A 13,604-nucleotide genomic window follows, 5' to 3' on the forward strand; every position below is an offset into this window, starting at 1 on the left:
GGTAAGGGAAGAAACTGCCTGAGGGGCTGAGCAAGACGCATGAAGACAATCGTGGTTGGGGCCGGGATTTCCGGCCTGTCGACGGCGTGGGCGCTGACGAAGCGCGGACATCAGGTGACACTTCTGGAACAGGGCGCGATTCCCAATCCGCTTGGCGCATCGGGCGATCATCACCGCATCATCCGCCGCGCCTACGGTCAGGCGAACGGCTATGGAAAGGCGATCACGGAAGCCTACCATGCGTGGGACGAGCTGTGGTCGGACCTCGGTACCAGCCATTACGATGCGCGCGGCTTCATGTGCGTGTCGCGTGAGCATGGCGACGAGGCGGAAGACTACCTGAAGGGGCTGGAAGAGGGAGGCTGGCCGTTCGAACTGCTTGGCCCCGGCGAAGCCGTGGCCAGATGGCCGTTCCTCGAGGCGGGATCGTTCCGCTATGCGTTCCACTCGCCGGAAGGCGGGGCGCTGCATTGCCGGCGGATCGCGGTGGCGATGGCGGAATGGCTGCGCGCCAACGATGCCGACGTGCGCGAACATGCACGTGTCGCCGCCGTGGATTGCGAGGCAGGCACCGTGACGCTTGAAGATGGCGAGCGGATACAGGCCGATCGCGTCATCGTCACGGCGGGCGCATGGGTAACGAAGCTGTTCCCGGACCTCGCGGGCGATCTCGATACGAAGCGCACCGCCGTCGTCTATCTCGAACCACCGGCCGATCTGAAGGACGCGTGGGATGCTGCGCCGGTGATTCTCGACGTCGGCGGGGCTACGGACGGCTACATCATTCCGCGCTCCGGCGATGGCGGCCTCAAATTCGGCACCGGCCTCCATAAGACCCGCAATGCCGACGCCGATGCCAACCGCGTTCCGGTGGAGGGCGAGGGCGAGACGATCCGCAACCATTTCTCACCACCCATCGCGCGCCTCGACGAGTATCAGGTGAAGGAGGTCGTGACCTGCGCCTACACCTTCACGCCGGACGAACGCTTCTATGCACAGGAGCGCGGCACGTGCCTCGTCGTCTCGGCCTGTTCGGGCCATGGCTACAAGTTCGGCACCGCCGTCGGGCGTCGGGTCGCCGAGGCGGTGGAAAGCGGCGATGTCGCGGCACTCACAACGTGGCTGCGCGCGGAGGAAAGCTGACGTTGCGGCATGCGCGCAGCGGCGTTCCGCGTTTACTCTGCTCCTCCATCGGCCTTGCACAAGGCGAAGCCGGCATCCTATTTAATGGGAAGACAACACTCCTCGATTCTGGCCGTCCGGCGCGCCAATCCCACCTGAAAGGGACCTTCATGAACAATCCGGTCGAAACCTACATGAATCTCGTGCCGATGGTCGTCGAACAGACCAATCGCGGCGAGCGCGCCTACGACATCTTCTCGCGCCTTCTCAAGGAGCGCATCATCTTCATCACCGGTCCGGTCGAGGATGGCATGGCCACGCTGGTCTGCGCGCAGCTCCTGTTCCTCGAGGCCGAGAACCCGAAGAAGGAAATCTCGCTCTACATCAACTCGCCCGGCGGCGTGGTGACGAGCGGCATGGCGATCTACGACACGATGCAGTTCATCAAGCCGGCGGTGTCCACGCTGTGCATCGGCCAGGCGGCCTCGATGGGCTCGCTTCTGCTCTGCGCCGGCCACAAGGACATGCGCTTCGCGACGCCGAACGCGCGCATCATGGTCCACCAGCCATCGGGTGGCTTCTCGGGTCAGGCATCCGACATCGAGCGCCACGCGCAGGACATCATCAAGCTGAAGCGTCGCCTCAACGAGGTCTACGTCAAGCACACCGGAAAAGAGTACGAGACGATCGAAAAGACGCTCGACCGCGACCATTTCATGACTGCCGACGAGGCCAAAGATTTTGGTCTGATCGACAAGGTGATCTCGTCGCGCGAGGCAATCGAGGGTCAGACGGCATCGTGATCCCAACGGCCGACCTGGAAGCTGACGCATTTTTGACCCGCGTTGCGCCATTTCGGTCACATTTTGCTGTTCCCTCGGTCGAGGCGGCAGCATACGTTAAGCCTCTGTTGAGTTTCGACGGCTTAGCTTTTGATGGGGATTCGCGATCTGTCGCAGCCGTTTTCGGTTTGTATTCCGTCCGAGACGGGTTCATTGAGCCATGGGCATTGGCAGGGACGCATACCCGCCATAGATTTGTGCCCACGCACAGCACATCGCTGTGCGCCGGCAGCGCCGAAAGGACTTGGATAGCATGAGCAAGATCAGCAACTCAGGCGGCGATTCGAAGAACACGCTGTACTGCTCGTTCTGCGGCAAGAGCCAGCATGAAGTGCGCAAGCTGATTGCAGGGCCGACCGTGTTCATCTGCGATGAATGCGTCGAGCTGTGCATGGACATCATCCGCGAGGAAAACAAAACCTCGATGGTGAAGTCGCGCGAGGGTGTTCCCACCCCGCAGGAAATTCTGGCGGTGCTGGACGATTACGTGATCGGCCAGCCCTACGCCAAGCGCGTGCTCTCGGTAGCGGTGCACAACCACTACAAGCGCCTCGCGCACGCCTCGAAGAACAACGACGTCGAACTGGCGAAGTCGAACATCCTGCTGATCGGCCCGACGGGCTGCGGCAAGACGCTGCTCGCCCAGACGCTCGCACGCATCATCGACGTGCCGTTCACGATGGCGGATGCGACGACGCTGACCGAAGCCGGCTATGTCGGCGAGGACGTCGAGAACATCATCCTGAAGCTGCTCCAGTCGGCCGACTACAATGTCGAGCGGGCGCAGCGCGGCATCGTCTACATCGACGAGATCGACAAGATTTCGCGCAAGTCCGACAACCCGTCGATCACCCGCGACGTGTCGGGCGAGGGCGTGCAGCAGGCGCTTCTGAAGATCATGGAAGGCACGGTCGCTTCGGTTCCGCCGCAGGGCGGCCGCAAGCATCCGCAGCAGGAATTCCTGCAGGTCGACACCGCCAACATCCTGTTCATCTGCGGCGGTGCGTTTGCCGGTCTCGACCGGATCATCTCGGATCGCGGCCGCAAGACCTCGATCGGCTTCGCGGCGACTGTCGCCTCGCCGGAGGATCGCCGCACGGGTGATCTGTTCCGTCAGGTTGAACCGGAGGATCTCCTGAAGTTCGGCCTGATCCCCGAGTTCGTCGGCCGTCTGCCCATTCTGGCGACGCTCGAGGACCTCGACGAGCCGGCACTGATCCAGATCCTGACCGAGCCGAAGAACGCACTGGTCAAGCAGTACCAGCGCCTGTTCGAGATGGAGAACGTCGAACTGACCTTCCACGAGAGCGCGCTTCTGGCGATCGCCAAGCGGGCGATCGAGCGCAAGACCGGCGCTCGTGGCCTGCGTTCGATCCTGGAATCGATCCTTCTCGACACGATGTTCGAGCTTCCCGCTCTGGAAGGCGTGCAGGAAGTCGTGATCTCCGACGAGGTCGTCTCCGGCAATGCCCGCCCGCTCTACATCTACGCCGAGAAGGAAAAGGGCAGCGCAGCCAGCGCATGATCCCATCGCGGCAGACCATCTTAGCGGCCGCCGGCATGTCCGGCGGTTGTTTGCTGTACAGGCATGCGGCGTGAGCGCGCCTACCCCTTCCGGAGGTGGCGTGCCGCGCGCTCCATCTCCTGTCGTCGGAATGCGTGAATTGGCGAGTGCCCGACGCCGCGCTATGCTCCTGATTCGAGAGAAAGCGTTCACTTGAAATGGCGCTCGCGGTTCTCCAAGTAAGGCTCACGGGGCTTCCCAGCCCCATGGACGCACAAGCAGGCTGCCGCACGACCTAAGGGGCCGCTCAGCGTCGCAGATTGGGCCTTGGCCCAGGAAGGAAAGTGAATGTCCGACACCAAGAAGAGCCGCCCGACCGGTGCAGGCGTCTACGCAGTTCTCCCGCTGCGTGACATCGTCGTATTCCCCCACATGATCGTCCCGCTGTTCGTGGGGCGCGAAAAGTCGATCCGCGCTCTCGAAGACGTCATGGGCGCCGACAAGCAGATTCTGCTTGCGACCCAGATGAACGCCGCCGATGACGATCCCGCAGCCGACGCCATCTTCGACGTCGGTACGCTGGCCAACGTCCTCCAGCTTCTCAAGCTGCCTGACGGCACCGTGAAGGTACTGGTCGAAGGCACGTCGCGTGCGAAGATCAGCACGTTCACCGAACGCGACGAGTTCCACGAGGCGCACGCCGAAACGCTGGCCGAGCCGACCGAGGAAGCCGTCGAGGTCGAAGCGCTTGCGCGTTCGGTCGTCGCCGACTTCGAAAACTACGTGAAGCTCAACAAGAAGATTTCTCCCGAGGTCGTCGGCGCCGCGAGCCAGATCGAAGACTATTCGAAGCTCGCCGACACGGTCGCCTCGCATCTCGCGATCAAGATCGCCGAGAAGCAGGAAATGCTCGGTACGCTTTCCGTCAAGGAGCGTCTCGAAAAGGCCATGGGCTTCATGGAAGCCGAAATCTCGGTCCTTCAGGTCGAGAAGCGCATCCGCTCGCGCGTCAAGCGCCAGATGGAGAAGACCCAGCGCGAGTACTATCTGAACGAGCAGATGAAGGCGATCCAAAAGGAACTCGGCGAAGGCGAAGACGGCCGCGACGAGGCATCCGAGCTGGAAGAGCGCATCAAGAAGACGAAGCTCTCGAAGGAAGCCCGCGAGAAGGCGGATGCCGAGCTCAAGAAGCTCCGTACCATGTCGCCGATGTCGGCGGAAGCGACCGTCGTGCGCAACTATCTCGACTGGATGCTGTCGATCCCGTGGCAGAAGCCTTCGAAGGTCAAGAAGGACCTCGACTTCGCGCAGAACGTGCTCGACCTGGACCATTTCGGTCTCGACAAGGTCAAGGACCGCATCGTCGAGTACCTCGCCGTCCAGAGCCGCCAGAAGAAGCTCAAGGGCCCGATCCTGTGCCTCGTCGGACCTCCCGGCGTGGGCAAGACCTCGCTCGCCAAGTCGATCGCCAAGGCGACCGGCCGTGAATATGTCCGCATGGCCTTGGGTGGCGTGCGTGACGAGGCCGAAATCCGCGGTCACCGCCGCACCTATATCGGCTCGATGCCCGGCAAGGTCATCCAGTCGATGAAGAAGGCGAAGAAGTCCAACCCGCTCTTCCTGCTCGACGAGATCGACAAGATGGGCATGGATTTCCGCGGCGATCCGTCATCGGCTTTGCTCGAGGTGCTCGATCCCGAACAGAACATGACGTTCATGGATCACTATCTCGAGGTCGAATACGACCTGTCGAGCGTGATGTTCGTGACGACCGCCAACACGCTGAACATCCCTGCGCCCCTGATGGACCGCATGGAGATCATCCGTATCGCCGGCTACACCGAGGACGAGAAGGTCGAGATCGCCAAGCGGCATTTGCTGCCGAAGGCCACTCGCGACCATGCGCTCCAGCCCAAGGAGTTCTCGATCACGGACGAGGCGCTGCGCCTGATCGTGCAGACCTACACGCGTGAGGCCGGTGTCCGTAATCTCGAGCGCGAGCTGATGAAGCTCGGGCGCAAGGCGGTGACGGAAATCCTGCGCAGCAAGGTCAGTTCGGTGAAGGTGACCGACAAGAACCTCGACGAGTATCTGGGCGTGCCGCGTTTCCGCTACGGCCAGATCGAAGGCGAGGACCAGGTCGGCGTCGTCACGGGTCTCGCATGGACCGAGGTCGGCGGCGAGCTTCTGACGATCGAAGGCGTCATGATGCCCGGCAAGGGCAAGATGACGGTGACCGGCAATCTGAAGGACGTGATGAAGGAATCGATCTCGGCGGCGGCATCCTATGTCCGCTCGCGGGCCATCGATTTCGGCATCGAGCCGCCGCTGTTCGACCGCCGCGACATCCACGTGCACGTGCCGGAAGGCGCGACGCCGAAGGATGGACCCTCGGCAGGCGTCGGCATGGCAACGGCCATCGTGTCCGTGCTCACCGGCATTCCCGTCCGCAAGGACGTCGCGATGACGGGCGAGATCACGCTGCGCGGCAGGGTCCTGCCGATCGGCGGCCTGAAGGAAAAGCTGCTTGCAGCGCTTCGCGGCGGCATCAAGACGGTGCTGATTCCGGAAGAAAACGCCAAGGATCTGGCGGATATCCCGGAGAACGTGAAGAGCGGCATGGAGATCATCCCGGTCTCGCGCGTCGGAGAAGTGCTTCGTCATGCGCTGGTTCGGATGCCCGAGCCGATCGAATGGGTCGAGCCGCCGCAGCCTCCGGCTGCCACCGCCGTCGATGCGGGAGCGACCACGCTCGCCCATTGACGTTCGGTCAACCGCGATTGCAATCACAAAGGCCGGGTTTTGCACCCGGCCTTTGCCTTCAAAACCGCAGAAAACCGGGAAAAACTGCCCCTCGACACCACTTTCCCGCTTGGTCCCGAGTGTCGGATTTTCTAGACTGCCCATCCTGCCGGTTGAGTCGAATGACCGGCCTTTCACAGGGAAGGAATTCTTAATGAACAAGAACGAACTCGTAGCAGCCGTTGCTGACTCCGCAAAGCTCTCCAAGGGCGATGCCCAGTCGGCCGTCGATGCCGTGTTCTCCACCATCACCGCAGAGCTGAAGAGCGGCGGCGACATCCGTCTCGTCGGTTTCGGAAACTTCACCGTTTCCAAGCGCGAGGCATCCACCGGCCGCAATCCGCAGACCGGCGCCGAAGTCCAGATCCCGGCTCGCAACGTGCCGAAGTTCTCGGCCGGCAAGGGCCTCAAGGACGCCGTGAACTGAGCGGCAACGTGCCAATCTGCTGAAGAGCCGGGCTTTGTCCCGGCTTTTCTTTTGCCTGGAGTTTTGATCGGGTATCAATCGACGAGGCAAACAAGAGAACGCCGCGCCATCAGGGAGGAGACAAAATGAACCATTCGATCGGGCTGCCGGCTGACGGCACGTTCCTGGGGAGGGCGAAGGCCCCCGGCATCGCGCATCCCCTGGTCGTGACCGTCCGAAACGGCACCGTCTTCGACATCACGTCGAAGGACGCGCCGACGTCGCGCGACATCTGCGCCATGGACGATCCGGCCGCCTATGTCGCCTCCGCAAGCGGGCGCGAACTGGGCGATCTCGATGCTGTGGCAGCCAACAGCTTCGCCGGCTCGACTGCCAAGGCGGGACCAGCCTTGCTGTCGCCGGTCGATCTGCAGGCCGTCAAGGCATCTGGCGTGACCTTCGTCGTCAGCCTGCTGGAGCGCGTGATCGAGGAGCAGGCGCGGGGAGACGCGTCCCGCGCGGATGCGATCCGCGCCGATATCGCGAACCACATCGGCCACGATCTGTCGCAGTTGAAGCCCGGTTCGCCGGAAGCCATGGCGATCAAGGCGAGCCTGATCGAGCGCGGCGTGTGGTCGCAGTACCTCGAGGTCGGCATCGGGCCGGACGCCGAGATTTTCACGAAATGTCAGCCGCTTGCGTCGGTCGGATTTGGCGCCGATGTCGGCCTTCATCCCGTCTCGACCTGGAACAATCCGGAGCCTGAGATCGCAGTCATCGCGTCGGGAGACGGCCGCATCGTCGGCGCGACGTTGGGCAACGACGTCAATCTGCGCGACGTCGAGGGCCGCTCTGCGCTTTTGCTGGGCAAGGCCAAGGACAACAACGCGTCGGCCGCGCTGGGTCCGTTCATCCGTCTGTTCGACGACGGCTTCGGCCTCGACGATGTGAAGGCGGCAACGGTCGCGCTCACGGTCGAGGGCGAAGACGGCTTCGTCCTGGACGGTTCGAGCTCCATGTCGCAGATCAGCCGCTCTCCCGAGGATCTCGTCGCCGCTGCCATGGGCACCCATCACCAGTATCCCGACGGCGTGGCGCTCTATCTCGGCACGATGTTCGCGCCGTCGAAGGATCGCGGCGAGGCGGGCAAGGGCTTTACCCACCACATCGGCGACATGGTCACCATCTCCTCGGAAAAATTCGGAAACCTCGTCAACCGCGTCCAACTGTCGACGCAATGTCCGCCCTGGACCTATGCCGCCAGCCATCTCATGCGCGACCTCGCCGGCGCAAAGCTCATCTGACGGGCCCCGCGCCGTACCCATTGTGAGGCTGCGAATCGCGCTGCGCCGCCGGCGCGGCGCGTGCTCGAGCGGTGTTGCGGGCGCGGAATTGGCGGGATGATCGTCGAATCGACTGACGGATGCCTGCTTTGCGCTTCACGGCGCAGAAGCCGATCCTGCGTATGTTCGCAGGCTGGCCAGGAGGTGGCGGAAGTCTGGTGGGCGATGACAGGCTCGAACTGCCGACATCTTCGGTGTAAACGAAGCGCTCTACCAACTGAGCTAATCGCCCTTCCGGGGCGGAGGTTTAAGCGCTTCGGACCGCATTCGCAAGCGGAAAACCGATCATGTGGGCCGGCATGAGCAAGGGAAAAACGCATTGCGGCGTCCTCCGGTCGTGACGTGGCGCGTGGTTTCCCCTGCGTCTCGCAAACCTTTGTCGGGATTGTTGAAAAACGCCCCGTCATTCACTTGACACCCAATCGAGAACCGCCTAATTCACGCCCCACGACGCGCCGCCACGGTGACCGCGTCAATGCGCGGGTGTAGCTCAGTCGGTTAGAGTGCCGGCCTGTCACGCCGGAGGTCGCGGGTTCGAGCCCCGTCACTCGCGCCATTTATTTTCAAGGCTTTCAGCAAATCGCTGTCGGAAAGTTTCAACTCGGTTTCGTGCCGAGTTTCGACTTTCTGTATCGGTTCTGCCCTTGCATCTCACGGATGATGAAACACCGGCTCCATCGCGGCCCACCACTCGCCTTCGGCGCGCGTTTCCAGAGGTTGCTGCAGCGGGTCGCAGATCGTCCACCATTCCTGCATGGCAGGGCTTTGCTTCATGATCTGCATGTCGCGCTCGAAATCCTCGCCGACATATTCCCAATAGGCGAAGAGCAGGTTTTCCGGCTCGCGCAGGAAGATCGAATAGTTGCGGATGTTGGCGGCGGTGATCGCGTCCAGCACCGTCGGCCACACGGCGGCGTGGAGCTCCTTGTAGCGCGCCACCACGCCCGGTTTCAGCCCGATGCACAGCCCCATGCGCGTCATGTTTCATGCTCCTGCGGGACGCAAATCCCCATCGTGTTGCGGACGCGCGGGATCATCCGAACATTGACCGCGCCGATGCATTATATTAGTATTTTTATCTGACGCACATTGGCAAGATGCCGGATGTGATTTTTCGCACGGGCGGACGGACTTCATGGCGCGCTACATCAAACTCACCGACGCGGACAACATCGTTCTGGCGATCGATGGCCTCAATCCCGGCGATCAGGCGCATGCGGTGGCTGTCGGGCAGCGCATTCCGCGCGGCCACAAGATGGCGGTGGCGCCGATCGCGAAGGATGCACCGATCGTGAAATACGGCCAGGTCATCGGCTTCGCGCAGGACGACATCGCGGCCGGCGCATGGGTGCACGAGCACAATGTCTACCTGCACGCCTTCGACCGCGACTATAAATTCGGCACCGACGCGCAGGCCACGCGCTATTCCGCGCCGGACAAGCGCAAGACCTTCCAGGGCTACAAGCGCGCCAGCGGAAAATTCGGAACCCGCAACTACATCGCCGTCCTGACCTCGGTGAACTGCTCGGCCACTGCCGCTCGCTTCATCGCCGGTGAGATCAACCGGTCCGGCATGCTGGACGACTATCCGAACATCGACGGCGTCATTTCGCTGGTGCACGGCACGGGGTGCGCGATCGACACGCGTGGCGAGGCCTACGACCTCCTGAAGCGCACGCAATGGGGTTACGCAACCAACCCGAACATCGGCGGCGTCCTGATGGTCGGCCTGGGCTGCGAGGCGTTCCAGATCCCGCGCTGGATGCAGTCCTACGGCGTCACCGAGCAGACGACCTTCCGCACGCTGACGATCCAGGAGGTCGGCGGCACGCGCAAGACGGTCGAGGCCGGCGTTCAGGCGATCCGCGAGATGCTGTCGACCGTCAACGGCGTGACGCGCACGGAGGCGCCCGCGTCCGAGCTCATGCTGGCGCTGCAATGCGGCGGCTCCGACGGCTATTCGGGCATCACCGCCAATCCGGCGCTGGGCGTCGCGGTCGACCTGCTGGTCGCCGAAGGCGGCACGGCGATCCTCTCCGAAACGCCGGAAATCTATGGCGCCGAGCATCTGCTGATGCGCCGCGCCGAGAGTGCGGCGATCGGCGAGAAGCTGGCCGAGCGCATTCGCTGGTGGGAAGACTACACCGCGCGCCACAATATGGAGATGAACAACAATCCGTCTCCCGGCAACAAGGCCGGCGGTCTGACGACCATTCTGGAAAAGTCGCTCGGTGCCGCGGCGAAGGGCGGGTCGACCAACCTCACGGGCGTCTTCCACTACGCCGAGCCGGTGACGGCGAACGGCCTCGTCTTCATGGACACGCCCGGCTACGATCCAGTCTCGGCAACGGGGCAGGTTGCCGGCGGCGCGAACGTGCTGTGCTTTACGACCGGGCGGGGCTCGGCGTTCGGCTGCAAGCCCACGCCGTCGATCAAGATCGCCTCCAACTCGCTCATCTACGAGAAGATGATGGAGGACATGGATTTGAATTGCGGCGACGTCCTCGACGGCGCGACGCTGCAGGACAAGGGCGAGGAAATTTTTCGGAAAATCCTCGCCGTCGCCTCGGGCGAGCGCACCAAGTCGGAAGAGCTCGGCTATGGCGACAGCGAGTTCGTACCCTGGTCGGTCGGCGCGACGATGTAGCGCCGCCCCCGGCGTCAACGCTATTCCGCGTCGAGCGCGTCCCAGAGCTCATTCGGGATATCGCGCTCGAACCACGCGACGCTCGCAGTGATGTTGCCGGGGTTTTTCGCACCGACCAGCACCGACGAAACGGCCTTGTTGCGCATCGGGAACTGTACGGCAGCCGCCCCCAGCGGGACGTCGAACCGCGCGCAGATGGCGGACAGGCGCTCGACCTCCCGGACGATGTCGTCCGGTGCGTCCTTGTAGTCGAACTTGCGCGAACTGCTGGCACCGGCCGCCAGAATGCCCGAATTGAACACGCCGCCGATGACGATCGCCACATCCTGCGCGTGCGCCTTGTCCAGAAGGGGTGCTGCGTCGCGGTCCAGAAGCGTGTAGCGGCCGGCGAGCAGGCAGCAGTCGAGGTCGACCTCGTTCATGGCGTCGGATATGGCCTCGGCCTCGTTGACGCCGAGCCCGAACCCCTTGATCAGGCCTGCGGCGCGCAATTCGCTCAAAGCCCTGAAACCGCCCGACGTCAGCGCGGTCCAGTGATGGTCGTGCAGATCGGCATGCGTGACGCGGCCGATGTCGTGAACGTAGAGGAAGTCGATCTCCGGCAGGCCCAGGCGCTGCTGGCTGTCGTCGAAGCTGCGCATGATGCCGTCATAGCTGTAGTCGAACACCTCGCGGAAGTTGAGGCCGTTCTGCCAGCCCGGATCGAGCGGGTTCTTCGGCGCTTCGGGAGGCAACTCGCGGCCCGGACGGGCGCGCGTCATCAGCCGCCCGACCTTGGTGGACAGGACGGCCTGGCTGCGATCGCCGGCCTGTTCGCGCAGGAAATGCCCCAGCAGGTGCTCGGCGCGTCCGAGGCCATACATCGGGGCCGCGTCGAAATACCGGACGCCCGCGTCCCACGCCGCCTGCATCGTGGCGAACGCGTCCGAGGCATCGGCCGGCGTGTACAGCCCGCCGAACGACGCGCAGCCGAGGCCGAAAACCGTCAGGTCTATGTCGGCCCGCTTGATCGTCCGTCGTTCGGTGACCTTCATGGTGTTCCTCCGGTGGTAGGGGGTGTCGTGGCGCGTCAGGCGGCCGGCGCCGACGCCTTGACCGCGTCCAGATAGGACAGCGTGTTCTGCAGCGATGTTTCCAGATGCGCCTGGAGCGCCTGCATCGAGCCCTGCTGGTCCTGTCGCGACAGGGCGTCGAGAATGGCGCGGTGCTGCGATATGGTTTCATGGCCGGCACCGGGCGAGGGCAAGGACAGCAGGCGGCAACGGTCCATCTGCGCCTTGGAGATATCCACCACCTTCCAGAGCATGGTGAGATCGTTGACCTCGGCGATGTAGCGGTGGAAGTCGTCGTCGCGCGCAATCGCCTCGTCGAACCGCGCGCGCTTCACCGCGATCTCCTGCGCGTTGATGATGTCTTCCAGATCCTGGATTTGTTCGGTGGTGATGGTGGACGCGGCGCGCTTGATGCTTTCGAGCTCCAGCGCGATGCGGATGATGTAGGCCTCTTCGACCTGCTTGCGGCTGATGTCGGCGACGAAGGTGCCGTTCTGCGCAAAGACCTCCACGAGGCCCTCGTCGCTGACCTTCTTGACGGCCTCGCGGACGGGCGTGCGGGAAATGCCAAGGCGGGACGCGATCTCGATCTCGTTGATCGGCGCGCCGGGCGCGAGCTTGCCGGTCACGATCGCCTTGCGCACCAGCACGTAGACCTGGTCGCGCAACGGGATCGAGCGATTCAGCGAAGCGCCGCGCAGGAATTCGGCGAGCTTGTCGTCGCTGCCCGCATCCAACGATTTTGAAGCCATGACCACTCCTCGCTGCGCCGGTCGCGTGTGCATCGTCTGGGCATCGGCCTTCGACGCAGGACAAGTCAACCGCTTGCGCCGCGCCGATTGCACGCTTGCGTTATACTAATGTAATATGCGAAGAGCAATGCGCTATTGTCGCTTGCCCGACCCTCTGTACAGCCGGAGGCAGGGTCTGCTGGAGAGGAGGCTCAGTATGAACAAGATTGATCTCGATGGCCAGATTGCCGTCATAACGGGTGGCGCGCAGGGGTTGGGCTTGGCGTTTGCAAAGCGCGTGCTGGCCTCCGGCGCGAAACTCAGCCTCTGGGACGTCAATGGCGATCGCCTCGACGCCGCGAAGAAGGAACTTGGCGGTTCGGTCGAAAGCGTGGTGGTCGATATCACCGACGCGGACGCCGTCGTCGCCGCGCACGCCGAAACGGAAAAGGCGCTCGGACCGGTGTCCATACTGGTCAATTCGGCCGGCATCGCAGGCCCCAACCATACGCTCGACACCTATCCGTTGGACGACTGGAAGCGGGTCATCGACATCAATCTGCACGGCACCTTCCATGTGAACCGCGCCGTCGTGCCCTCGATGAAGGCGCAGAACTATGGCCGCATCGTCAATGTCGCCTCGGTCGCCGGCAAGGAAGGCAATCCGAATGCCTCGGCCTATTCGGCCTCCAAGGCGGCGGTGATCGGCATGACGAAGTCGCTCGGCAAGGAGCTGGCGAGTTTCGACATCGCGGTGAACTGCGTCACGCCGGCCGCGGCGCGCACCCCGATCTTCGACCAGATGAAGCAGGAGCATATCGACTACATGCTGTCGCGCATCCCGCGCGCGCGCTTCCTCGAGGTCGATGAAGCCGCGAACATGGTCGCCTGGCTCGTCTCCCGCGAAAACAGCTTCACGACCGCGTCCGTGTTCGATCTCTCCGGCGGCCGCGCCACCTACTGAGCAACCTCTCATGTGACGCAAGACAGCCCGGCGATGCCCATCGCCGGGCTTTTTCGCGTGTGGCGTTGGGCACCGCCACGCGCAGCCCGCGCCGACATTCAGCCATGGCCGATTTCCGCCAGACGGCAGCCGGAAAAGTCCCGACGCATCGCTTGAATGGAGCATTATATTAGTGTAATAGACCGGCAATG

The 13,604-nt window shown here is 63.3% G+C and carries 11 protein-coding genes and 2 tRNA genes; 9 read left to right on the forward strand and 4 right to left on the reverse strand.

The window, feature by feature from the left end; genetic code table 11:
* Nucleotides 1–39: 39 nt before the first annotated feature.
* The 6 genes from AAFN55_RS09270 to AAFN55_RS09295 all read left to right on the forward strand — a co-directional run bounded on the left by AAFN55_RS09270 (nucleotide 40) and on the right by AAFN55_RS09295 (nucleotide 7,980).
* Complete coding sequence (locus AAFN55_RS09270; RefSeq protein ID WP_347798561.1) at nucleotides 40–1,143, forward strand: FAD-dependent oxidoreductase; 1,104 nt, start codon at nucleotides 40–42, stop codon at nucleotides 1,141–1,143.
* A gap of 149 nt (nucleotides 1,144–1,292) precedes the next feature.
* The gene (locus AAFN55_RS09275) at nucleotides 1,293–1,925 is read left to right on the forward strand and encodes an ATP-dependent Clp protease proteolytic subunit (protein ID WP_347798562.1); all 633 of its coding nucleotides are present in this window, start codon (nucleotides 1,293–1,295) and stop codon (nucleotides 1,923–1,925) included.
* A 292-nt stretch (nucleotides 1,926–2,217) separates the two neighbouring features.
* Nucleotides 2,218–3,489, forward strand: a complete 1,272-nt coding sequence (gene clpX / locus AAFN55_RS09280; RefSeq protein ID WP_347798563.1) for an ATP-dependent Clp protease ATP-binding subunit ClpX — start codon at nucleotides 2,218–2,220, stop codon at nucleotides 3,487–3,489.
* Between the two features lie 327 nt (nucleotides 3,490–3,816).
* Complete coding sequence (gene lon, locus AAFN55_RS09285; RefSeq protein WP_347798564.1) at nucleotides 3,817–6,231, forward strand: endopeptidase La; 2,415 nt, start codon at nucleotides 3,817–3,819, stop codon at nucleotides 6,229–6,231.
* A 193-nt stretch (nucleotides 6,232–6,424) separates the two neighbouring features.
* Nucleotides 6,425–6,697, forward strand: a complete 273-nt coding sequence (gene hupB, locus AAFN55_RS09290) for a DNA-binding protein HupB (RefSeq protein WP_347798565.1) — start codon at nucleotides 6,425–6,427, stop codon at nucleotides 6,695–6,697.
* 125 nt (nucleotides 6,698–6,822) lie between these two features.
* Nucleotides 6,823–7,980: a fumarylacetoacetate hydrolase family protein gene (locus tag AAFN55_RS09295; RefSeq protein ID WP_347798566.1), complete on the forward strand. Its 1,158-nt coding sequence runs from the start codon at nucleotides 6,823–6,825 to the stop codon at nucleotides 7,978–7,980.
* Between the two features lie 195 nt (nucleotides 7,981–8,175).
* Here AAFN55_RS09295 and AAFN55_RS09300 read toward each other — a convergent pair.
* Nucleotides 8,176–8,251 (reverse strand) — tRNA-Val (locus AAFN55_RS09300).
* Nucleotides 8,252–8,498: 247 nt separating this feature from the next.
* Between AAFN55_RS09300 and AAFN55_RS09305 the strand changes: the two genes are divergently transcribed.
* Nucleotides 8,499–8,575, forward strand: a tRNA-Asp gene (locus AAFN55_RS09305).
* 95 nt (nucleotides 8,576–8,670) lie between these two features.
* Here AAFN55_RS09305 and AAFN55_RS09310 read toward each other — a convergent pair.
* Nucleotides 8,671–9,000 (reverse strand): L-rhamnose mutarotase, encoded by a 330-nt coding sequence (locus AAFN55_RS09310; protein WP_347798567.1) that lies wholly within the window; start codon nucleotides 8,998–9,000, stop codon nucleotides 8,671–8,673.
* A 154-nt stretch (nucleotides 9,001–9,154) separates the two neighbouring features.
* Between AAFN55_RS09310 and AAFN55_RS09315 the strand changes: the two genes are divergently transcribed.
* Nucleotides 9,155–10,666, forward strand: coding sequence for an altronate dehydratase family protein (locus AAFN55_RS09315; RefSeq protein ID WP_347798568.1), 1,512 nt, complete (start codon nucleotides 9,155–9,157; stop codon nucleotides 10,664–10,666).
* 20 nt (nucleotides 10,667–10,686) lie between these two features.
* Here the strand turns inward: AAFN55_RS09315 and AAFN55_RS09320 are convergent, their stop codons facing one another.
* A complete protein-coding gene (locus tag AAFN55_RS09320; RefSeq protein ID WP_347798569.1) occupies nucleotides 10,687–11,700 on the reverse strand; it encodes an aldo/keto reductase in 1,014 nt (337 codons plus the stop codon).
* Nucleotides 11,701–11,735: 35 nt separating this feature from the next.
* A complete protein-coding gene (locus AAFN55_RS09325) occupies nucleotides 11,736–12,470 on the reverse strand; it encodes a GntR family transcriptional regulator (RefSeq protein WP_347798570.1) in 735 nt (244 codons plus the stop codon).
* Nucleotides 12,471–12,666: 196 nt separating this feature from the next.
* Here AAFN55_RS09325 and AAFN55_RS09330 point away from each other — a divergent pair, with 196 nt between their 5' ends.
* Nucleotides 12,667–13,413, forward strand: a complete 747-nt coding sequence (locus AAFN55_RS09330; protein WP_347798571.1) for an SDR family NAD(P)-dependent oxidoreductase — start codon at nucleotides 12,667–12,669, stop codon at nucleotides 13,411–13,413.
* The last annotated feature ends 191 nt before the right edge of the window (nucleotides 13,414–13,604 follow it).

The sequence above is a fragment of the Mesorhizobium sp. CAU 1732 genome (assembly GCF_039888675.1).
Taxonomy (GTDB): Bacteria; Pseudomonadota; Alphaproteobacteria; order Rhizobiales; family Rhizobiaceae; genus Aerobium.